17 protein-coding genes are annotated in these 22,091 nt (G+C 64.9%); 7 read left to right on the top strand and 10 right to left on the bottom strand.

Annotated features, from left to right (window positions below; translation table 11 throughout):
* Window positions 1–26: 26 nt before the first annotated feature.
* From JDV76_RS06010 to secG, 6 genes are all read left to right on the top strand, one after another.
* The gene (locus tag JDV76_RS06010) at window positions 27–467 is read left to right on the top strand and encodes a MarR family winged helix-turn-helix transcriptional regulator (RefSeq protein ID WP_198735966.1); all 441 of its coding nucleotides are present in this window, start codon (window positions 27–29) and stop codon (window positions 465–467) included.
* Between the two features lie 475 nt (window positions 468–942).
* On the top strand, window positions 943–1,947 hold the full coding sequence (gene gap, locus JDV76_RS06005) for a type I glyceraldehyde-3-phosphate dehydrogenase (RefSeq protein WP_198735965.1): 1,005 nt from the start codon (window positions 943–945) through the stop codon (window positions 1,945–1,947).
* A 172-nt stretch (window positions 1,948–2,119) separates the two neighbouring features.
* Window positions 2,120–3,334 (top strand): phosphoglycerate kinase, encoded by a 1,215-nt coding sequence (locus JDV76_RS06000; RefSeq protein ID WP_198735964.1) that lies wholly within the window; start codon window positions 2,120–2,122, stop codon window positions 3,332–3,334.
* A gap of 73 nt (window positions 3,335–3,407) precedes the next feature.
* On the top strand, window positions 3,408–4,190 hold the full coding sequence (gene tpiA / locus JDV76_RS05995; RefSeq protein WP_198735963.1) for a triose-phosphate isomerase: 783 nt from the start codon (window positions 3,408–3,410) through the stop codon (window positions 4,188–4,190).
* A 198-nt stretch (window positions 4,191–4,388) separates the two neighbouring features.
* Window positions 4,389–7,139, top strand: a complete 2,751-nt coding sequence (ppc, locus tag JDV76_RS05990) for a phosphoenolpyruvate carboxylase (protein WP_198735962.1) — start codon at window positions 4,389–4,391, stop codon at window positions 7,137–7,139.
* 197 nt (window positions 7,140–7,336) lie between these two features.
* Window positions 7,337–7,573: a preprotein translocase subunit SecG gene (gene secG / locus JDV76_RS05985; RefSeq protein ID WP_198735961.1), complete on the top strand. Its 237-nt coding sequence runs from the start codon at window positions 7,337–7,339 to the stop codon at window positions 7,571–7,573.
* A 389-nt stretch (window positions 7,574–7,962) separates the two neighbouring features.
* Here secG and pgl read toward each other — a convergent pair whose 3' ends face one another.
* From pgl to tkt, 5 genes are all read right to left on the bottom strand, one after another.
* Entirely contained in the window at window positions 7,963–8,724 is a 762-nt protein-coding gene (gene pgl / locus JDV76_RS05980; protein WP_198735960.1) for a 6-phosphogluconolactonase, read from the bottom strand.
* Window positions 8,725–8,752: 28 nt separating this feature from the next.
* Entirely contained in the window at window positions 8,753–9,721 is a 969-nt protein-coding gene (locus JDV76_RS05975) for a glucose-6-phosphate dehydrogenase assembly protein OpcA (protein WP_198735959.1), read from the bottom strand.
* A gap of 52 nt (window positions 9,722–9,773) precedes the next feature.
* Window positions 9,774–11,330 (bottom strand): glucose-6-phosphate dehydrogenase, encoded by a 1,557-nt coding sequence (gene zwf, locus JDV76_RS05970; RefSeq protein WP_248140823.1) that lies wholly within the window; start codon window positions 11,328–11,330, stop codon window positions 9,774–9,776.
* An 87-nt stretch (window positions 11,331–11,417) separates the two neighbouring features.
* Window positions 11,418–12,497 (bottom strand): transaldolase, encoded by a 1,080-nt coding sequence (gene tal, locus JDV76_RS05965; protein WP_198735958.1) that lies wholly within the window; start codon window positions 12,495–12,497, stop codon window positions 11,418–11,420.
* A gap of 177 nt (window positions 12,498–12,674) precedes the next feature.
* Window positions 12,675–14,774 (bottom strand): transketolase, encoded by a 2,100-nt coding sequence (gene tkt, locus JDV76_RS05960; RefSeq protein WP_198735957.1) that lies wholly within the window; start codon window positions 14,772–14,774, stop codon window positions 12,675–12,677.
* Between the two features lie 457 nt (window positions 14,775–15,231).
* On the opposite strand from tkt, the gene JDV76_RS05955 reads away from it, so the two are divergent.
* Window positions 15,232–16,164: a heme o synthase gene (locus JDV76_RS05955; protein ID WP_198735956.1), complete on the top strand. Its 933-nt coding sequence runs from the start codon at window positions 15,232–15,234 to the stop codon at window positions 16,162–16,164.
* A 53-nt stretch (window positions 16,165–16,217) separates the two neighbouring features.
* On the opposite strand, the gene JDV76_RS05950 is transcribed toward JDV76_RS05955, so the two are convergent.
* The 5 genes from JDV76_RS05950 to mptB form a co-directional block, all read right to left on the bottom strand.
* The gene (locus tag JDV76_RS05950; RefSeq protein WP_198735955.1) at window positions 16,218–17,180 is read right to left on the bottom strand and encodes a quinone oxidoreductase family protein; all 963 of its coding nucleotides are present in this window, start codon (window positions 17,178–17,180) and stop codon (window positions 16,218–16,220) included.
* 40 nt (window positions 17,181–17,220) lie between these two features.
* Entirely contained in the window at window positions 17,221–18,174 is a 954-nt protein-coding gene (locus JDV76_RS05945) for a COX15/CtaA family protein (protein WP_198736427.1), read from the bottom strand.
* A 149-nt stretch (window positions 18,175–18,323) separates the two neighbouring features.
* Window positions 18,324–19,127, bottom strand: a complete 804-nt coding sequence (locus tag JDV76_RS05940) for an ABC transporter permease (protein ID WP_376992951.1) — start codon at window positions 19,125–19,127, stop codon at window positions 18,324–18,326.
* Between the two features lie 5 nt (window positions 19,128–19,132).
* Window positions 19,133–20,119, bottom strand: a complete 987-nt coding sequence (locus tag JDV76_RS05935; RefSeq protein ID WP_248140827.1) for an ABC transporter ATP-binding protein — start codon at window positions 20,117–20,119, stop codon at window positions 19,133–19,135.
* On the bottom strand, window positions 20,116–21,807 hold the full coding sequence (gene mptB, locus JDV76_RS05930; RefSeq protein WP_198735954.1) for a polyprenol phosphomannose-dependent alpha 1,6 mannosyltransferase MptB: 1,692 nt from the start codon (window positions 21,805–21,807) through the stop codon (window positions 20,116–20,118). Before mptB ends, JDV76_RS05935 begins: the two co-directional genes overlap by 4 nt.
* Window positions 21,808–22,091 lie beyond the last annotated feature (284 nt).

The raw sequence follows: 22,091 nt of genomic DNA, 5'->3' as shown, positions 1-22,091 counted from the left end.
CATCGCTAGTATGTCATAATACTGACATGGCGCACAATGTTCCGGCCAATCCTCTGTCCGAGGCGGTTGGCTACCAGCTCAAGCGAGTCGTTACTCTCCTGCGGGCGCGCATGGATGAAGCCTTGCGTCCGGTGGGGCTCACTGTGCCGCAGTATGCCTGCCTGGAGTTGCTGCGACAGAGGCCGGGACTATCAAATGCCGAGCTGGCGCGTGGGGCGTTCGTGAGCAGACAGTCCATGAACCTGGTTCTGCGCGGCCTGCAGGAGCGTGGCCTGGTGGAGCGACCTGATTCAGTCGATCACGGGCGAGCGAGGCCCGCGCAATTGAGTGTCATGGGAGGAGCGGTGCTCGATGAGGCGAGCGCGTTGATTGTGGCGATCGAGTGTCAGATGCTTGGGGGACTGTCTGAGTCGCAGCATTACGCACTGTGCAGTGCTCTGAACCGGTGTGCGGAAAATCTCGAGTGAGTTCGCCTGCTCACGTACCGTGTCCGGCCAGTACATCTAGATCACCCGGCTTATCGGGGGTGCGAACGCCCTTCCGTGATGGGCGTTGTCGTCCGGTTGTGCCGCCAGGCGACACAACTACCTCACTGTGATAAACGACACAATGTTGGGTCGGTCGTGCGATCGACCGGCAACCGGAACAGCGACGGGCCGCTTTTTGGGGGTAATTTTACCGTCTGGATGTGGGTTTCCTCGGAATAGCACTCGTGTTTCCCAAAATCATTGGATTGTTGGGTGTGGGTTTTTTCTGGAACCTCTTCGTGTAACTGTCCGGTTCCATGTCCGGATATGTCTATTTCCGGTGTGTGTGTGCCCGGTTTCACTGCACGGTTCGTCTCACGTCGGTACAGTGGGAGCCATCAGGGATGAACGCCCGAACTCCCCGGTTCAGGGTCATTCCGATGATCATAGTTCCAACAGGACAAAGGAGATCACAGTGACGGTTCGTGTAGGCATCAACGGCTTCGGTCGTATCGGACGCAACTACTTCCGCGCCATTCTCGAGCGCGGTGCCGACATCGAGGTTGTCGCGGTCAATGACCTGACCGACAACAAGACCCTGGCGCACCTGCTGAAGTTCGACTCCATCCTCGGCCGCCTCGGCCAGGACGTCGACTACGACGACGAGTCCATCGTCGTCGGCGGCAAGCGCATCATCGTCACCGCTGAGCGGGACCCGAAGAACCTCGCGTGGGGCGAGAACGACGTCGACATCGTCATTGAATCGACCGGTTTCTTCACCGACGCCAACGCCGCGAAGGCACACATCGAGGCCGGAGCGAAGAAGGTCATCATCTCCGCGCCTGCTAAGAATGAGGACGCTACCTTCGTCGTCGGTGTCAACCACACCGATTACGATCCCGAGAACCACACCATCATCTCGAACGCATCCTGCACCACCAACTGCCTAGCTCCCATGGCAAAGGTGCTCGATGAGGCGTTCGGCATCGAGCGTGGCCTCATGACCACGATCCACGCCTACACCGGCGACCAGCGCCTGCAGGACGCACCGCACAGTGACCTCCGCCGTGCACGTGCCGCAGCCGTCAACATCGTTCCCACCTCGACCGGTGCAGCCAAGGCCGTCGCCCTGGTTCTCCCGCAGCTCAAGGGCAAGCTCGACGGTTTCGCAATGCGTGTTCCGGTTCCCACCGGTTCCTGCACGGACCTGACCTTCACCGCCTCGAAGGACGTCACGGTCGACGAGGTCAACGCCGCCATCAAGAAGGCCGCTGAGGGTGACCTGAAGGGCGTTCTCGCTTACTCGGAGGAGCCCCTGGTCTCCACCGACATCGTCACCGACCCGCATGCCTCCATCTTCGACTCGGGCATGACCCGCGTCATCGGTGACCAGGTCAAGGTCGTCTCCTGGTACGACAACGAGTGGGGCTACTCCAACCAGCTCGTCACGCTGACCGAGTACGTCGGCGATCGGCTCTGATACGGCGCGGAAACCTCCGCCGTCCGGGCTGATGCCCTGAAAACGCCAACGGCCCGGGATGCGTACCTCTACGGAGGTACGCCCCGGGCCGTTGGCGCACTCGAACCCGGTGACACGGGTTCGGTCATTATCTTTACCCCGATACAGACAGAACAGAACTCAAGGAGAATCGATGACCGTCAAGAACCTCAACGACCTGATCGCCGAAGGGGTCGAGGGCCGTTACGTCCTCGTCCGTTCCGACTTCAACGTCCCCCTCAACGAGAACCGTGAGATCACCGACTCCGGTCGCATCACGGCGTCCCTCCCGACCCTGAAGAAGCTCGTCGACGGTGGCGCCAAGGTCATCGTCATGGCGCACCTCGGCCGGCCGAAGGGTGAGGTCAACGAGAAGTTCTCGCTCGCACCGGTCGCGGAGGCGCTCTCCGATGAGCTCGGCCAGTACGTCGCTCTCGCCGGCGACGTCGTCGGCGAGGACGCCCACGAGCGCGCCAACGGCCTGACCGAGGGCGATGTACTGCTGCTGGAGAACGTCCGCTTCGATCCCCGCGAGACCAGCAAGGACGCCACCGAACGCGGTGAGTTCGCCGACCAACTCGTCGCGTTGACCGGCGAGAACGGTGCGTTCGTCTCCGACGGATTTGGCGTCGTCCACCGTGCGCAGGCCTCCGTGTACGACGTGGCCCAGCGCCTCCCGCACTACGCCGGTCAGCTCGTCGAGAAGGAGATCAAGGTTCTCGGCGAAGTCGCGTCGAACCCCGCCAAGCCCTACGTCGTCGTTCTCGGCGGCTCGAAGGTCTCGGACAAGCTCGGTGTCATCGAGGCGCTCGCACCCAAGACCGACGCGCTGATCATCGGTGGCGGCATGTGCTACACGTTCCTCGCCGCGCAGGGTCACAACGTGCAGAAATCGCTCCTCCAGGAGGAGATGATCGACACCTGCCGTGACCTCCTCGAGCGCTTCGGTGACTCCATCGTCCTGCCGATTGACGTCGTCGCCGCCGACAAGTTTGACAAGGACGCCGAGAAGCGGACCGTCGACGTCTCCGAGATCCCCGAGGGCTGGATGGGCCTGGACATGGGCCCGAAGTCCGTCGAGCTGTTCGCCGCACGCCTCGCTGAGGCGAAGACGATCTTCTGGAACGGCCCGATGGGTGTCTTCGAGTTCCCGGCGTTCGCCGAGGGCACGAAGGGCGTCGCGGAGGCGATGATCTCCGCCACCGAGAACGGGGCGTTCTCGGTCGTCGGCGGTGGCGACTCCGCTGCCTCCGTGCGCACCCTCGGCCTGAACGAGGACGGCTTCAGCCACATCTCCACCGGCGGCGGCGCCTCTCTCGAATTCCTCGAGGGCAAGACCCTGCCGGGCGTCAACGTTCTGGAGAACTGACACCACCCGCCCGCCCCCCGGGCGGGCACCCTGGACACACCCATCCAACCCAACCATCGAGAAAGGCCAGAACATGGCACGCACCCCCCTCATCGCCGGCAACTGGAAGATGAACCTCAACCACCTGGAGGCCATCGGCGTCGTCCAAAAGCTCGCCTTCGCACTGCCGGAGGACTACTACGACAAGGTCGACGTCGCGCTCACCGTCCCGTTCACCGATATCCGCTCCGTGCAGACTCTCGTCGACGGCGACAAGCTCCGGATCACCTACGGTGCCCAAGACGTGTCCAGGCATGAGTCCGGTGCCTACACCGGTGAGGTCTCCGCTGAGATGCTGGCGAAGCTCGGCTGCACCTGGGTCGTGGTCGGACACTCCGAACGCCGCGAGTACCACGGTGAATCCGATGAACTCGTCGCCGCCAAGGCCGCCGCCGCCCTGGAGCACGGCATCAGCCCGATCGTCTGTGTCGGGGAGCCGCTCGACGTCCGCGAGGCCGGCGAGCACGTCGACTACGTCGTCGCCCAGACCCGGGCATCCCTCTCGGGCCTGGATGCCGGACAGCTCGCGAACACCATCGTCGCCTACGAGCCGGTCTGGGCCATTGGCACCGGAAAGGTCGCGTCGGCCGACGACGCCCAGGAGGTGTGCGCCGCGATCCGCGCTACCATCCGCGAACTCGCTGACGAGAAGGTCGCCGAAGGCATGCGCATCCTGTACGGCGGTTCTGTCAAAGCAGATTCGGTTGCCGAGATCGTCGGTAAGCCCGATGTTGACGGTGGCCTCGTTGGTGGGGCGTCGCTGAACGGTGAGGACTTCGCCAAGCTCGTTGCGAACGCCGCAGGACCTCAGTCCTAGTTCCCCCATAGGGCGGATGTGTTCCACGTCCGCCCCCAGTGCCCGGCGTCATCTGCGGGACCGATACCCATCATCCAGGTCTCGGATCCGTCGCAGTGACGACGGGCACCGGTCTGCGCAGAACAGCTGGCAGATCGCGTACACCCCGGCGCCCGGACCGAATTCCGGCTCCACCGCCAACCGATAAGGAAACACACCGTGCCTGAACAACTTCGCGAGGATATCCGGCATCTCGGACGTATCCTCGGAAACGTCATCCGTCAACAGGAGGGCGACGACATCTTCGACCTGGTCGAAGGCGCGCGCCGAGCGTCCTTCGGTGTCGCGAAGGGGGAACGGACCCTCGACGATCTCGTCGGGATGTTCCGTGACCGCGACACCTCCACAATGATCAAGGTCGTACGGGCCTTCTCCCACTTTGCGTTACTGGTCAACCTGGTCGAGGACCTCAACGACGAGAACACCCGCCAAGCGATTCTCGACGGTGGGGCGCCAGCCCCCGACTCCACCCTCGAGGCGACCTGGGTCAAACTCGAGGAAGCCGACATCACCGCGGAGGCCGTAGCGGCGGCTGTGGCACGGGCGGAGGTCGCACCGGTGCTCACCGCACACCCGACGGAGACCCGTCGCCGTACCGTGTTCGATGTACAGAAGCACATCACGGCCCTGATGCAGGAACGCCACGACATCGCATCGGGTCCGCGGAACATTCGGACCGATGCGCGTATCAGCGAGATCGATCGGGCGATCCAGCGGCGGATCACGATCCTGTGGCAGACCGCTCTCATCCGCGTCGTCCGTCCGAGGATCGAGGACGAGATCGAGGTTGGGCTCCGCTACTACAAACTGAGCCTTCTTCGGCAGATCCCCGCGATCAACCACGATGTGCGGCACGAGCTGCAGGCCAGGTACGGCGACACCGTGCCATCGACTGCTGTGGTCAAGCCCGGTTCCTGGATCGGGGGAGACCACGACGGAAACCCCTATGTCACGGCGACGACCCTGCGCTACGCGACGACCCGCGCCGCCCAGACCGTGCTCAAGTTCTACGCCGCCCAGCTCCACAAACTGGAGCATGAGCTGTCCCTGTCCGACCGACTGTCCGAGGTCAGCCGCGAACTCATCGAACTCGCCGACCGTGGACACAACGATGTACCCAGTCGGGTGGACGAGCCATACCGGCGGGCGGTGCACGGTATACGGGGACGGATCGCCGCCACCCAGGCCCAGCTCATCGGGCAGGATTCTGTGGAGGGAACCTGGTACAAGTGCCACGAGCCCTACCCGGGCCCCGGGGAGTTCGCGGCAGATCTGGACGTCATCGATACGGCGCTGCGGGACTCCTACGACGGACTGATCGCGGACGACCGGCTCGGTAGGATCCGGTCCGCGGTGGCGAGTTTCGGGTTCCACCTCTACTCGCTGGACCTGCGCCAGAATTCCGAGTCCTTCGAGAACGTGCTCACCGAGGTCTTCGCCCACGCCGGGGTCACCGGGGAATACCGTTCGCTGGACGAGGACGCGAAGCGGGAGATACTCGTCGCGGAGCTCGGTTCACCGCGCCCGCTGATCCCACCGCATCCTCAGGACTTCAGTGAGGAGACCCAGCGTGAACTGGACATCATCGCGGCCGCCGCTGAGGCGGTGGACAAGTTCGGCGAGCGGATGGTGCCCCACTGCATCATCTCGATGGCCCAGTCGGTGTCCGACATTCTCGAACCTATGGTTCTGCTCAAAGAGTTCGGCCTCATCCGGATCGAACGGGGTCAGCCGCGCGGCGACATTGACATCATCCCACTCTTCGAGACGATCGAAGACCTAGGGGCCGGCTCGTCCATTCTCCGGGATATCTGGAATGTCCCGGTCTACCGGTCCTACATCCGGCATCGGGGCGAGATCCAGGAGGTCATGCTCGGGTACTCTGACTCCAACAAGGACGGCGGCTACTTCGCGGCCAACTGGGCGCTGTACGACGCGGAACTCGATATCGTCGAGGCCTGCCGAGAGAACCAGATCCGGCTCCGCTTTTTCCACGGACGCGGAGGCACAGTCGGACGCGGGGGCGGACCCAGCTACGAGGCGATCCTCGCACAGCCGGAGGGAGCTGTCTCTGGGTCAGTCAGGGTCACGGAGCAGGGGGAGATCATTTCGGCCAAGTACGGCCACCCGACTACCGCGCGCCGCAACCTCGAGGCACTCGTCTCCGCGACACTGGAGGCATCGCTTCTCCCCGTCGATGACCTCGATCATCCGGAACGAGCACACGAGATCATGCGGGAGATCGCCGAACTATCCCGCCGGAAGTACGCGACCCTCGTCCACGAGGACCCGGGTTTCATCGAGTATTTCACCACCTCGACTCCACTGCAGGAGATCGGTGCTCTGAACATCGGTTCGCGTCCCGCGTCCCGGAAGCAAACCTCGTCCATCGGGGATCTCCGGGCGATCCCGTGGGTTCTCGCCTGGTCGCAGTCCCGCGCGATGATTCCCGGGTGGTTCGGTGTGGGCAGCGCCCTCCGGGAGTGGATAGCGGACGACCCGGATCGCCTCGAGGAACTCCGTGCGCTCTACCGGAACTGGCCGTTCTTCACATCCGTGATGTCGAACATGGCGCAGGTAATGGCGAAGGCCGAGATGCCGCTGATGGAGCTCTACGCGTCGCTAGTCAAGGACCGGGAGGTCGCCGAACGAATCTCGAGGGCGATCTCAGAGGAGTACGAGCTGACTACCGACATGTTCCTTATAGTGACGGGCGCCGACCGTCTACTTGCGGACAACCCGACCCTGGAACGTTCGGTGCGCAGCAGGTACCCGTACTTGCTCCCGCTCAACGTCATCCAACTGGAGCTGCTCCGCCGCTACCGAGCCGGAGATTCCGATGAGGGTGTCCCGGACGGTATCCAGCTGACCATGAACGGCCTGGCCACCGCTCTCCGGAACTCGGGATAGCTGGGGCCGGTGAACCGGGTCCGCAGCCCACAGCCGGCGCGGGCGGCGGATCTCCGGTACCACGGGCGTTTCACGTCCACCGGCGTGTATGGTGGTATCCGACGGCCGTTGATCCGGTGAGACCATCAACGGTCTCATTGACCCGGACAGGGGCCGGACAAGACAGACCTATCCACGATTAAAGGATCCACGTTTCCATGGTGCTTACGCTTCAGATCGTTCTCTTCCTGGCCTGCCTGGGCATGACCATGTTCGTGCTGCTGCACAAGGGCAAGGGCGGCGGTCTCTCGAGCTTGTTCGGAGGCGGCGTGCAGTCGAATCTCTCGGGCTCCACCGTCGTCGAGAAGAACCTTGACCGGGTCACCATCATTTGTGCGATCATCTGGATCGTCTGCATCGTCGGGCTGAACCTGATCCACGCTTACGTCGGCTAGAACAACACCGATTGTGGCCCCGTCACATCCGGGACCGTCCCGGCCCCACGTGACACCACGCGACAAACCTCCGGCTCCCACATTGTCCTGGCGTTACGGGGGTACTTCCGCATCGTTGCCAAGATCGTGGCACAACATTGTCCCGGTCTCGTGCAGTTTTCTCCGCCCACCACCCTACGCCGGGTGGTGGGCTTTCGACACGGAGAACGCGTGCACGCCCCAGCACTGGTGATTCAGCCGCTGACGGTAAACCTTCGAGGAGCCCGACACAACGGAACCGCGCGCGCCACCACCTTGAGTGGGAAAGTGGTGGTCTGCGGCGGTCTCGCGTTTCGCATTTCCCGACCATCATCCACACCCGCTCCGGGGTGGGGTGGAGCGGGCCCGGATCAGTGGCCTAGACCGGCTGCCGCATCGTCGAGGAACAAGACGGTCTCCGATCTACCCCGGGCACCTGCGGCTGGCCAGTCCTCCGCAGCAGCGCCATCGATCACCGCTCGGGCTGCCTCAGCTTTTCCTGCTCCCGCGACGAGCAACCAGACGCGGTCGGCCGATCGGACCGCAGGCAATGTTAGTGTGACCCGTTCCGCAGGCGGTTTCGGAGAATCGGTCACCGCGGCGACGAAGTTCTCCTCCTCCAGAGCTGCCGGGGTGTGGGGGAAGATCGAGTTGATGTGGCCTTCTTCGCCCATGCCGAGCAGATGGAGGTCGAAGCCTCTAGGCGCGAACGCGCGGAGGTCCCGCGCGACGTCGTCCACGGCTGAGTGGAGAGTGCGCTCGCCGAGACCGTAGCCGTGGATGTTGGCTTCGTCGATGTCCACATGGTCCAGGAGCACGGCCCGGGCTTGACCCTCATTCGATTCGGGGTGAGTGACATCGACATTGCGTTCGTCGCCGAAGAACACATGGACCCGTGACCAGTCGATGTGGACGACGGGGAAGTCGTCGCTCATGGTGCGGGCAGTCGCATCGAACTCCGCCAGCTTCTCGAGCAACCCGATTCCTGCACCACCACCAGTCAGGACCACGCGTGCCACGCCGTCGCCGTGCCGTCCGCCACCGGCCTGCACGGCGGCGATGGTCTGGGTCATTCTGGTCGCGGCTGCCGTGATGAGCGAATTGAGGTCTCGGACACGCGTGATGTCCACCATGGTGGGTTCCTTCCTGGGGTCGTGATGATCAGTCGGTGAACGCGTCAACGTACCGAACGCGGTTCAGACCACGTAGTGCACGCGCGTAGGCGAGGTCGGGGTCAAGGTGTCGGAGCTCCTCCGCAAGGCAGTCCGCCTGGCTCCGGCGGCCGAGGGCGACGAGCCCGTAGGGGTCTCCGTCGACAGAGACGGAGAGCGTCTCCGCGTCGCGGACCTCCACCGTGATTGTCGACCGGTTCCGGAAAAGAACGACGCGGGTGATCGCGATACACTCGCGGCCCTCGTCATCGACGGGGACGGCATCCTGACCGGTCGACTGCCGGACGACGTTGACACCGAATCGGTCGGCGAGCCACCCTGCGGCGAGATCGACGCTGGGGGAGTCCGCGGGCCCGTGGACCTCGGCATCGAGGACCCCCTCGTGCGGCGGCTGATCGAGTGTCGACGCGACAACGCCGCGCCATTGGGTGATCCGTGACCAGGCCATGTCCGAGTCGCCCGGTCGGTAGTGATTCCGGCGTCGGTAGATCGAATCCTCCGGGGGATCGCAGAGTGCGTCAGTGATCCGTCGCGCGGCGATCCGGCCGATGGGGTCAGTCGAGGGGTTGACGGGGGCTGTACCCGGCCACCAGGCGACGATCGGGGTGTCCGGCAGCAGCAAGGGGGTGACTACGGCTTCAACGTGGTCGGAGACCTCGCCGTTGAGCCGCATCAGGATGATTTCGGAGGCGCCAGCGTCACCGCCGATCCGGATCTCGGCGTCGACCGTTGACGCCTCCGCCGATGAGTCACCGGTCACCATGACCAGGACCCGGGACGGATGTTCCCGGGACGCGTCGTTCGTGGCGGCTATGAGTGCCTCGACGTCGTCATCGGCGTCAGCTACGACGATGAGGGTGAGGACCCGACCCGTCGTGACCTGTGAACCCCATTCACGAATGGACACGAGTTTGGCGGCGATCTCCCGGGTGTCGGTGTCGGGCATTGTGATGATCATGGGTGCCTTTCGGACTGGGACGGCGTGGGAGCAGTGTGGGGGGAGGCGGACGTCAGGGTCGGCGCCAGGTACGGGCCTCGCGGGCCAGCATCCTGTCCGCGGACGCGGGACCCCAGGTGCCAGCCTCATAGTCCTCGGGGCGTCCGTGCTGTGCCCAGTACTGGATGATCGGATCGAGGATCTGCCAGGACAGCTCGACCTCCTCGTTGGTGGGGAAGAGACTCGACTCGTCGAGCAACGCATCGAGGATGAGGCGTTCATAGGCCTCGGGTGACTCCTCGGTGAACGCCTCCGAATAGGAGAAGTCCATGTTGACGTCGCGGACCTCCATGGTGGAGCCGGGGACCTTGGAACCGAAACGCATGAGGACGCCCTCGTCCGGCTGAACCCGGATCACGACGGCGTTCTGGCCCAGCGCCGAGGTCATGACGTCACCGAATGGCAGATGGGGGGCGGGCTTGAAGATCAGCGCGATCTCCGTGACCCTCCGACCGAGTCGCTTTCCCGTCCGGAGGTAAAACGGTACCCCGGCCCAGCGGCGGGAATTGATCTCCAGGGTGCAGGCGGCGTAGGTCTCAGTGTTGGAGTCATCCGAGAACCCCTCCTCCTCACGGAGACCGGGAACACGGGTGGAGCCCTGCCACCCGGCCGTGTACTGGCCCCGCGCCGTGGTCTTGGCGAGCGGGTACACGGGGGCCGTGGCGCGGAGGACCTTGATTTTCTCGGCCTGGAGTTCCGCCGGAGTGAAACTCACTGGTTCCTCCATCGCTGTCAGCGCGAGGAGCTGGAGCAGGTGGTTCTGGATGACATCGCGGGCGGCGCCGATGCCGTCGTAGTAGCCGGCGCGGCCACCGAGACCGATGTCCTCCGCCATTGTGATCTGTACGTGGTCGATATAGTGGCTGTTCCAGAGGGGATCGAACAGCTGGTTCGCGAACCGGAGCGCCATGATGTTCTGGACGGTCTCCTTGCCCAAGTAGTGGTCGATCCGGAACACAGAGTCCTCGGGGAACACCGCGTTGACCACGCGGTTGAGTTCCCGGGCGGAGTCCTGATCGTGACCGAAGGGCTTCTCGATGATGACGCGGCGCCAGGAGTTGGCGGGGGCCTCCGCTAATCCGGATCGCTTCAGCTGGTGGCAGACGTCGGAGAAGTAGTCCGGGGGAACGGAGAGATAGAAACCCCAGTTCCCGGCCGTGCCCCGGGTACGGTCGAGTTCCGCGAGCTTCGCACCGAGGGTGTCGAAGGCGGCATCGTCACGGAAGGTACCGCTGATGAATTCCATTCCCTCGGCGAGCCTCTCCCAGACATTGGCCCGGACCTCGGTTCGGGCACCGGCGACGACGGCTTCGTGCACGTAGTCCTCGAAATCCTGTTTCGACCACTCCCGTCGCCCGTAACCCACCAGGGCGAAGCCTGCGGGGAGTAGTCCCCGGTTCGCCAGATCGTAGATCGCCGGAAGGAGCTTCTTCCGGGCGAGGTCGCCCGTGACGCCGAATATCACCATTCCGCAGGGACCGGCGATGCGCGGCAGGCGTTTGTCCTGGCTGTCGCGGAGTGGATTGAACCAGGGTGCATTGTCGGGGAGGCCGGTCAGGGTATTGCTCACGGTTGTGTCTGCCTGCTTTGTCGGTGGTGGGATCCACCCACCGGCTCACTGTCACCGGTGGGTGGATGGTGTCGAGGAGGAAAACGGTCAGAGGCGTCGGCGCATGGAGTCGAGGAGCTCGTTCCAACTCTTCTCGAACTTCTCCACGCCCTCGCGTTCGAGGACGTCGAAGACGTCATCGAGGTCGATGCCGACTGCCGTGAGAGCTGCGAGCACCTCGCGGGATTCCTCGGCACGGTCGGTGAGGGTGTCTCCGTGGAGGGTACCCTGCTCGAGGACCGCATCGATCGTGGGTTCGGGCATGGTGTTGACCGTCTGGGGACCAGCGAGCTCCGTCACATACAGGGTGTCGGGGTAATTGGGGTTCTTGACCCCGGTCGATGCCCACAGCGGACGCTGGATGGTGGCACCTTCGGGCAGCGCGGCATCGGCGAAGGAGATGCGGAACAGCTCGTAGGCTAGACGGGCGTTGGCGACACCGGCCTTGCCACGCAGCGCGAGTGCGGCGTTGGTCCCGATCTCCTCGAGCCTACGGTCGACCTCGACGTCGAGGCGAGAGATGAACAAGGATGCAACGGATTGGATACCAGCCACGTCATGGCCGTTCTCCGCTGCAGCCCGAATGCCGGCGATGTACGCGTCAATGACCTCGCGGTAGCGGTCACAGGAGAAGATCAGAGTGACGTTCACACTGATTCCCTCGGCTAGTGCCCGGGTGATGGCGGGAAGCGAGCCGGGGGTCGCGGGGATCTTGATGAGGAGGTTGGGGCGGTCGACCCTGTTCCACAACTCCCGGGCCTGGGCGATGGTCGCCTCGGCGTCATCGGAGATGCGGGGATCGACCTCGATCGACACCCGCCCATCGACTCCGCCGGTGCGCTCGAACGTGTCCCGGAAGACGTCGCACGCGCGGCGGACATCATCGACGGCCATGGCGTAGACCGCGGCGTCGACGTCGGCTCCCTCGGACTTGAGGACGGCAATCTGGTCGTCGTAGGCGGTGCCACTCGTCATGGCTGCGGCGAAGATCGCCGGGTTGGTGGTCACCCCGACGATGGACTTGGAGGTCAGGAGCTCCTTGAGGTTTCCGCTGTCCAAGCGGTCGCGGGAGAGATCATCGAGCCAGGTGGCAGTGCCGATCTCGGCGAGTTCATCGATGTGGTTCATGGTGGCGGCTCCTAGTGCAGGCGTGGGGGTTCAACTGTCCCTCGGTTCCGGAACACGAGGGTAGTCGGCTTTCTCCTGTGGTGCAGCGTCGCGGAATCTACGGCGACCGTGGATCGGGCCACCACGACCCCACAACACGAGGAGACGCGGTGGCCCGGCTAGCGGGCGGGTGAGTTGTCAGCGTGCTGCGGAGAGAGACTCACGGGCAGCGGCGACGACCGCGTCGGTCGTGATGCCGAACTCCTCGAACAGCTTCTCGTACGGTGCGGATGCACCAAAGTGCTCCAGGGAGACCGGGCGTCCTGCGGTACCGAGCCAGCGGTACCACGGCATCGCGATGCCGGCCTCGACGGAGACTCGGGCGGTAACGGACGCCGGGAGGACGGACTCGATGTACCCGGCATCCTGCTCCTCGAACCAGTCCATGCACGGGACGGAGACGACGCGGGCGGCGATGCCGTCCTGCTCGAGGACCGCGGCCGCCTCGACGGCGAGCTGTACCTCGGAGCCAGAACCCATGAGGATCACGTCCGGGGTGGGTTTGGACCCCTCGACCAGGATGTAGGCGCCGCGGGCGACTCCCTCATCGGCTTTCTCTGCGGTCCCCTCGAGAACCGGGACATTCTGGCGAGTGAGCGCGAGGCCCTTCGGCCCCTCCCGGTAGAGCAGGGAGTGCTTCCACGCTGCCGCGGTTTCGTTCGCGTCCGCGGGGCGGAGCATCGAGAAGTTGGGGATGGCACGGAGGCTCGCAAGCTGCTCGACCGGCTGGTGGGTCGGGCCGTCCTCGCCCAGACCGATGGAGTCGTGGGTCCAGACGTAGTAGGCGTCGGTACCCATCAGTGCGGCAAGGCGCACCGCGGGACGCATGTAGTCAGAGAAGATCAGGAAGGTGCCGCCGTAAGGGCGGGTGCCGCCGTGCAGGGCGATGCCGTTCATGATCGAGCCCATCGCGTGCTCGCGGATACCGAAGTGCAGGTTCCGGCCGTAGGGGTTCGTGGTCCACGTGTCGGTCGTGATGTGCTCGGGACCGAAGGACGGTGCGCCCTTGATGACGGTGTTGTTGGAGCCCGCGAGATCGGCGGAACCGCCCCAGAGCTCGGGCAGCGTCGCACCGAGTGCCTGGAGGACTGCCTCGGAGGCTTTTCGGGTGGCGACACCCTTGGCGTCCGCCTCCCAGGTCGGCAGGCCGTCGGCCCAGCCCTGCGGGAGCGTGCGGGCCGCGAGCCGATCGAACAGCTCCCTGCGCTCCGGGTTGGCTTCGGCCCAGGCATCGAATCTCTCGGTCCACGCTGCGGTCTTCCGGGCGGCCCGATCCGCGAGGGAACGGGTGTGGGCTAGCACCTCGTCGTCGATGTGGAAGGACACATCGGGGTCGAAACCGAGTACCTTCTTCGTCGCGGCGACCTCGTCGTCGCCGAGCGCTGCGCCGTGAACCGCGCCGGTATTCATCATGTTCGGAGCCGGGTAACCGATGATCGTGCGGACTCTGATGAAGGACGGGCGGGAGGTATCGGCCTTGGCCTCCTCAATCGCTGACTCGAGCGCTGCGACATCCTCACCGGATTCGACCTCGAGGGTCTGCCACCCGTAGGCCGCGTAGCGGGCGACGGTGTCCTCGGTGAAGGCGATCTGGGTATCTTCCTCGATCGAGATCCGGTTGTCGTCCCAGAACACGATAAGGTTGCTGAGTGCCTGCGTTCCGGCGAGGGAACTCGCCTCGCTGGTCACGCCCTCCTCGATGTCGCCGTCGGAGGCGATGCAGTAGATGAAGTGGTCGAAGGGGGATTCGCCAGTGGGTGCCTCGGGATCGAAGAGCCCTCGCTCGCGGCGCGCGGCCATCGCCATGCCGACCGCGGAAGCGAGGCCCTGTCCGAGGGGGCCGGTGGTGATCTCGACCCCGTCGGTGTGTCGGTACTCGGGGTGTCCCGGGGTCTTCGCGCCCCAGGTCCGGAGTGTCTCGAGATCGTTCATCTCGAGACCGAAGCCACCGAGGAAGAGCTGGATGTACTGGGTCAGCGAGGAGTGCCCGCAGGACAGGACAAAGCGGTCGCGGCCGGCCCAGGTCGGCTCAGCGGGATTGATGTCCATCGTGCGCTGGAAGAGCGTATACGCGAGGGGGGCGAGGCTCATCGCGGTCCCAGGGTGTCCCGACCCGCAGTTCTGCACCGCATCAGCAGCCAGGATGCGGGCCGTGTCGACGGCCCGGGTGTCGAGGTCGGTCCAGTCCTCCGGGTAGTTGCGGCGGGTGGATTCCTTCAATTCGTCAGACAGTGTCACGGTCTGGTTCCTCGTTTCGTTCGGATGGCCAGATACTGGCGCGCTCGTCAGCCGCGGGACGTGTGCCCCGGGGCGGTCAACGTCACCAGCTTAACGGCTCGTCGGTATCCGTGTGCTCCCGGCCCGATGGCGGGTTCACGGAATGCTGGATCGTGGTGGGGGTGACGGCGGAATCACCCGGCACCGGTAGGGGTACGGCGGGGCGGTTCCGGAAGGGGGAGGTCGATACCTGAGACTGTGAACAGGGGCCGACGGCAGTTAAGATCGATCGGGTGTGTACCCTCAGTTTATTGCCGAGGGCACACTGCCACGTCAGTGGTGGGTCCGTCTTTCACACATTCCGGCTCCGGAATCACGCTGGAGGGATCCGGTTGACCGGGCGTCGCCCCCGATGGCATACCCCTGAAGCCCGAGACTCACTGGCGCTTCGACCCGACATCTGCTGGAGGAATGGTCCTTGGAGACGATAAAGGCGTACCTTGCGCTGACGAAACCAAGAGTCATCGAGCTACTTCTGGTCGCCACGATCCCCGCGATGCTCCAGGCGGACCGTGGTGAGAACCACGTCGGGTTGATCCTCCTGACCGTGGTCGGTGGGTGGATGGGCGCCGCTGCGGCGAACACCTTCAACATGGTCGCGGACAGTGACATCGACAAGGTGATGAAACGTACGGAGCGACGTCCGCTCGCGAAGATGGTCGTGACCAACCGGAACGCCACCATCTTCGCGTGGACGCTGACGGTGGTCAGTTTCCTCTGGCTGTGGCTGCTGTGCCGGTCCCTCCTCGCCGCGCTGTTCGTTATGGCCACCATCGCGTTCTACATCTTCGTCTACACCAAGTGGCTGAAGCGCCGCACTCCGCAGAATGTCGTGTGGGGTGGAGCCGCCGGCTGCATGCCGGTTGTCGTCGGATGGGCGGTGATCACTGACAATCTCCCCGCCGGAGTACCACCCCAGTGGTGGCAGGCGATCGTGCTGTTCCTCATCATATTCTTCTGGACACCGCCGCACACGTGGGCTCTGGCGATGCGGTACAAGGAGGACTACCGGGCCGCGGGTGTGCCGATGATGCCGGTGGTCCGTACGGAGTCACAGGTGACCCGCCAGATCGTGTTGTACACCTGGGCGACTGTGATCACGACCTTCCTGCTTATTCCGGCCGCGGGATTCATCTACGCGGCTGTGGCGGTCGCTGCGGGTGCGTGGTTCCTCATCATGGCCCACCTCCTGCATCGCGCCGTCCTACGTGGAGTGGAGGTCAAACCGCTGAAGCTCTTTATCCTCTCGAACAACTACCTCGCGGCGGTCTTCGTCGCGCTGTCACTCGATGCCTTCTTCGGGCTGGAGACAGTCGGGCAGATGCTCGGGGTATCCACGACCTTCTTCTGAGCGTACGACACGAACACCGCGGGTGCCCCGGCCTTCCCGGCCGGGGCACTTCTTCATGAGACCTCGAGGACGATCGCCCCGGTGGTAGCCCTGGATTCGAGTTCACGGTGCGCCACGGCGGCATCCTCGAGCCGATGGACGGATCCGACGCGGACATTCAGCCGTCCCTCGACGATCGCCTGGGTGACGGCCTGAGCCCGCATGACGAACTCACCCTCCCGCGCGGTCCACGCGCCAATGGAGGGCCGTGTGAGGAAGATCGATCCGTGGGTGTTCAGCAGCTGCGGATCGATGGGGTCCACGGGTCCGGAGGCTGCACCGAACAGGCACACGGTGCCCCGTGGACGCACCGCCCGCAGGGACTGGTCGAAGGTGGCCTTGCCGACTCCGTCGTAGACCACGTCGACACCGTTTCCGCCGTTGGCGTGCCGCACCTGGTCGGCGAGGCGGTCGGAGTAGCGGAATACCTCGGCGGCACCGGCGCGGCGGGCGAGCTCATCTTTCTCATCGGTGGACACCACCGCGTAGACGGTCGCGCCTCGGGCGGCCGCCATCTGTGTGGCGAGCAGGCCGACCCCACCGGCACCCGCCGTCAGCAGACAGGTGTCGCCGTCGCGCAGTGAATAGACGCCGTCGGTGAGGTAGTGCGCGGTGATCCCCTGGAGGAGCATGGATGCGGCTGTGTGGGGATTGATTCCGCGGGGTACGGCGACGAGCCGGTCCCGGGGGACGACGGTGTACTCCGCGTAGGAACCGAAGGCATCGCACCAGGCGACGAGGGTTCCCTCGGCGATCTCGCCGCGAGGATCCTCGACGACGCGGCCCGTTCCCTCGAGTCCGGGGATGAACGGGAGCTCGGCGTTGTAGACGCCTTCCCGGTAGTAGGTGTCGATGTAGTTGACCCCGGCGACGTCAACGGCAACCAGAACCTGGTCATCATTCGGCGTGGGGCGTGGGGCATCGGCGGGTTCCAGAACCTCGGGCCCGCCGTGACTGGATATCCGGATAGCTCGCATAGGTCAATCTTAACGTGCGTCACCAGCCCGCCGCCCGTGATCAGGCTACGCGGGCTCCGCCGCCGACTCCGGCATCCCGTGCGGAGGTGCGTTTCCGGCGCCGCCGGTCACCGTCGCGGGAGCCGGTGGTTCCCACATCTCCTCCGACTCTGTCCCGGCCGTAGGCGAAGAGCACACCGGTGAATGCGACCACTGTTCCGGAGAGACCCACGTGGACCGGGACGGTCCACCGGGGGACGCCGAAGTTGAACTGGATGATGCCGATCGCCGCCTGCAGGATAATGAACCCGATGAGGATCCACCCGATCCGCCTGGCTCGGAGCGCCGCCCCGACGGTGACGAGCGCGATGACCAGGCCTACCGTCAGCCCGAGGTACAGGTACATGAAGTGGGCGTGGATGTTTGCGATGCGGGCGAGATCGATGTCCAACCGGCCCTCCATGCCGACCCCGGAGTCGCCGGAGTGCACTCCGGCGCCGGTGACCATCGTTCCCGTTCCGAGAACGACCGCCAGAGTCGCCGCGGAGAGGACCGCCAGGGAACGGAGCGGTCTGGGATAGGTTTCGGTAGGGGTGCCGTCATCGGGCTCGGCGATCCGCACCCACAGGATCGCGGCGAGCCAGACGAGGAGCATCGACGGCAGGAAGTGCATGGCCACCGACCACCACCGGAGCTCCAGGTGGACGGAGATTCCGCCGAGGATCGCCTGGATGATAACTCCAATGCCTTGGATGAAGGCCTGGATGATGACCTCGCGGCGGCGGGCGGCGCGCACTACCGCGATGAACACGAGCAGGGCGGCGGAGGCTACCACGAAGGTCAGAAGGCGGTTGCCCCACTCGATCGCCTGATGAACCCACGGGGCGGCGCCGGCCACGGGAACGAGCGATCCGGGCTGACAGTTAGGCCAGGTGACGCACCCGAGGCCGGAACCGGTGACCCGAACGATTGAACCGGTGACCGTGATGCCTGCCTGACAGACGAGCAGGATCATCGCCAACCGGCGCTGGATCCGGACCTCGGGACCGTCGATGAGGGAGCGGAACCACTGGAGTGGGTGGGTGAATAGGGAAGGAGCTGGGCTGGTTCTCACGCCCCTGATCCTATCGTGCCGTCAGATGGTACAGGGATGAGGCCCACGGGTCAGGCGGTGAACTTGAACACCTTCACAGTCACGATGCCACCGATGGTGGCCCAGACCGTGAGGACAAGCAGCTCGACACCGGGAAACCCACCGGATAGTGCCCCGGTCAGGCCCTGGGTCAGCGCTACAGAGGGAATAATGACGGTCCAATCGGCCCAGTCGCCAATGCTTCCCGCCCGAATTTGGACGTAGGAGGCCATTCCGATGAGTAGGAACCAGACGAGGTTCGCCAACGCGAGGACGATCTCCGAGCTGAGGGTTCCGCCCATGAGGAGACCGAGTGCGGTGAATGTCGCGACACCGACGATCAGGGTGAGGACGGCTACCGGAAGCGCGGCGACATCCGGGCGCCAACCCAGGATGAGGGCGGTCACACAGAGCAGGACGGTCTGTACGGCCGACACAGCGAGTACCCCGAGGACCTTGCCCGTGATGATCACCCACCGGGGCACACCGGAGGCCCCGATTCGTTTCAGGGCACCATACCTCCGGTCGAATGCGACGGCGATGGCCTGACCAGTGAACCCGGCGGACACCGCCGAGATCGCGAGTGTGAGCGGGAGGACGAGCGCCACCGGATTCTCGGCATCGAGGAGCGGCACGAGCGACAGGGCGATGAGTGAGCCGAGGGGGATCACCAGACTGAGTAGCTGCTGCTCACTGTGCCGGAGGAAGAGTCGTGCCTCGATCAGTGCCTGGGCGAGGAGCATGTGTACGGCGCCGGCCTGCTGCGGATCGGGGGAGAAGGTTCCGGGTGCGAATCGGGCCTCGCCACCGGTACGGGTGTCGGGTTGCTCTGGTATCACTGTCAGCTCCTCATTTCGCGCCCGGTGATGTCGAGGAAGACATCCTCGAGACTCCGGTGGTCGATGCCCAGCCCGCGGATCAGTACGCTCTGTTCCGCCGCAGCCGAGGCGATGGCGGCGACGAGATCCGGTGTCGGGCGGGCCTGGATCCGGTAGGACAGTGGACGCGTTGCGGTGAGGGTCGCTCCCTCCTCGTGTCCAGAGGACATCAACGAGGCGCGGAACAAGATCGGGTCAAGTTGTGCGGAGGTATCGACCCGAATCTGTGCCGCACCGCCGCCGGTCAGTGCGGTGAGCTCCGCGGGACTTCCCTCGGCAACCTTGACACCACGGTCGATGATAACGACGCGGTCGGCGAGAGCCTCCGCCTCGTCCATGAGGTGGGTGGTGAGGACGACCGTCACCCCGTCTCGGCGCAAGGAGTTCACGAGTTCCCACACGGCGAGCCTGGACTGGGTGTCCATTCCTGCAGTCGGTTCATCCAGGAAGACGAGCTCAGGCCGTCCGACGAGGGCGCAGGCCAGGGAGAGGCGTTGTTGCTGGCCCCCGGAGAGTCGGCGATACGAGGTCCGGGAGTGCCGGGTGAGACCGACGAGTTGGAGGAGCCAGTCGGGATCTAGGGGGTGTGCGCTGTATGAGGCGGTCAGTTCGAGCATCTCTCGCACCCGAATGCCCGGGTAGGCGCCGCCACCCTGGAGCATCACCCCGATTTTGCGTCGCACGGCATCGGCGTCGAGGACAGGATCCAGACCGAGAACCCGGACTCGTCCGGACGTGGGTTCGGTGAATCCTTCACACATCTCGATCGTCGTCGTTTTACCCGCCCCGTTGGGGCCGAGCAGCGCGAAGACGGTTCCCGGTTCGACTCGGAGATCCAGATGGTCGACGGCGCGGACGTCGCCGAAGATCCGCGTTAGTCCGCGGGTCTCCAACGCGGGGGCTGTGGCGGTGTTGCCCGTCCGTCGCCGCACATCATCTGTCTCAGTCACGACGGCCAGTCTATGACACGAGGGTGCCAACGTCGTACAGCCCACCACAGCAGGGCAGTCACGGCGACCGTTGACACCGCCGTAGAAAGGTAGATCCCGGCGACCGTTCCGGGTGGGAGTGGCAGCCCGCGGGGCAGGACGAAGAAACTGACGACCGCCGAGTAGACGGTCGCGGACACCCGGAATAGGGGGCGGTTCGCCCATGCCGCGAGGGGTAGGATCGCCCACAGCATGTACCAGGGTTGGACGACGGGGAACAACAGAACGAGGACGAACGTCGAGATCCCGAGGCCGCCTATGGCGTGGATCGTGCCCCGGTAGACAGCGATGAGCATTCGGACCATGAAGACTCCGGCGACGGTGACACCGACGGCCCGGGTGACCGTCAAGATGGCTGCGGTGTGGTCGCCGAGCCCTGCGAGCATGCCGATCCCACCGGCAATGACACCGAGGGCTGTCGTTGCGGACATCCAGGACCGCACCGCCACCGCACCGCCCTGTCCGGTCACCCAGCCGAGACCGATCCCGGTGGTCGCGGTGAGTGCGACCACCGCGGCGGTCATCACACCGCCCTGGAACAGGACCGCAGCGGCGACGGCGGCCACCGGATGCACGCCCCTTGATCGGAGCGCGCGGGCCAACGCCATCCCGGTGAATCCGAGAGCGATGAAGCCCGTAATCTTGACCATGCCTGCGCCGGCGATGAGCATCCCAGAGACAGTGACCAAGGCCCATCCCGCCCACCGGTCCCGCCGGAACGCCGCCGTGACGCGGTCGACACCCCGGAGACCGGTCTCCATGCCGACGAGCAACAGACCGAGCAGCACCGACTCGTTGTGGATGCCCCCGACGAGATGGAGGAGTGTCAGCGGGTTGAGCACCCCAAGCCATAGGGCGGCCTGTACACTGACGCCGCACCGGGATGCCAGGCGGCTCAAGGCCCAGCCTGCGGCAGTTATCCCCAAGACAGCCACCAGGCGGTGGAGGTAGACGCCGACGAAGACGGATTCTCCCGAGATTTGATAGATGACGGCGGAGATACCGCTGGCCACCGGTCCGTAGGGTGAGGGGGAATGGGACCAGATCAGCGGTACGGAACGGGCGAGTGGGTTGTCGGGGCCGAGGAGGTCGACTGGTCCGGCGCTGTAAGGATCAAGTCCTCTCGCGGTGATGGCTCCCTGGGCCAGATATGAATAGATGTCCTGGGTGAACATCGGTGCACTCAGCGCGATCGGCGCCATCCATACCGCGAAGGTCCGGTACAGCTGTCCCGCACTGACCCGAATCTGTCGGGTGCCCCCATGGAAAATGCTGGTGCCCACGTACGGTGCCATCAGCACCCACGCGATGACGATGAGGGCGACTCCAGTCAGCGCGACGGTAGATGAGGTCTGCAGCATGCGTTGCATGAGCGAACCACCGGGGAACGACCGGTAGACATTCGCCGTGACCGGGAGTGCCCCCGCACCGAGGGCACCGAAGCTCAGCATCAGGGCTCCCACCGTTCCTATCCAGCGGAGCAAGGCGAATCGCACCGGGAGCACGGACGCCCCGGGGTACGCCCGGGGATCCTCGACGCCTCCGGTCCGGTGAAGGGACGCGGACCGCGAGCCTGCGGACCCCAGCCGCGGGAGTTCCCCGGTGAGCGCGCGGAGGATCACCGTTCGGCGGGAAGGGGCATCTGGCACACCGGCATTCTAACCGGGTGACGCCGCGAACAGTGCCCCGCGCTGTCCAGGGGAAGACATTGCCGAACGGTCGGGGGTATTGGTATTTGGCTGTGGATACCCCTGGCGCCCGTGATTGTCCGGTGCACGATGGTCGGGCATCCCGGTACTGAACGGTGGTCAACCGCGGGACCGCTGTCCACGGTCGACGCTGTCGGCCGTCGGTGCAGAGCGCTGGTCCACCGGGTATCTTCACCAGTTGGACAACGGGAATGAATTACGGAACACTTGTGTTGTCTAATGAT

This window comes from Corynebacterium marambiense (assembly GCF_016342275.1).
GTDB classification, from domain to species: domain Bacteria; phylum Actinomycetota; class Actinomycetes; order Mycobacteriales; family Mycobacteriaceae; genus Corynebacterium; species Corynebacterium marambiense.
Note: the sequence above shows the minus strand (reverse complement) of the source record. Positions and strands in the feature narration are given on the sequence as shown.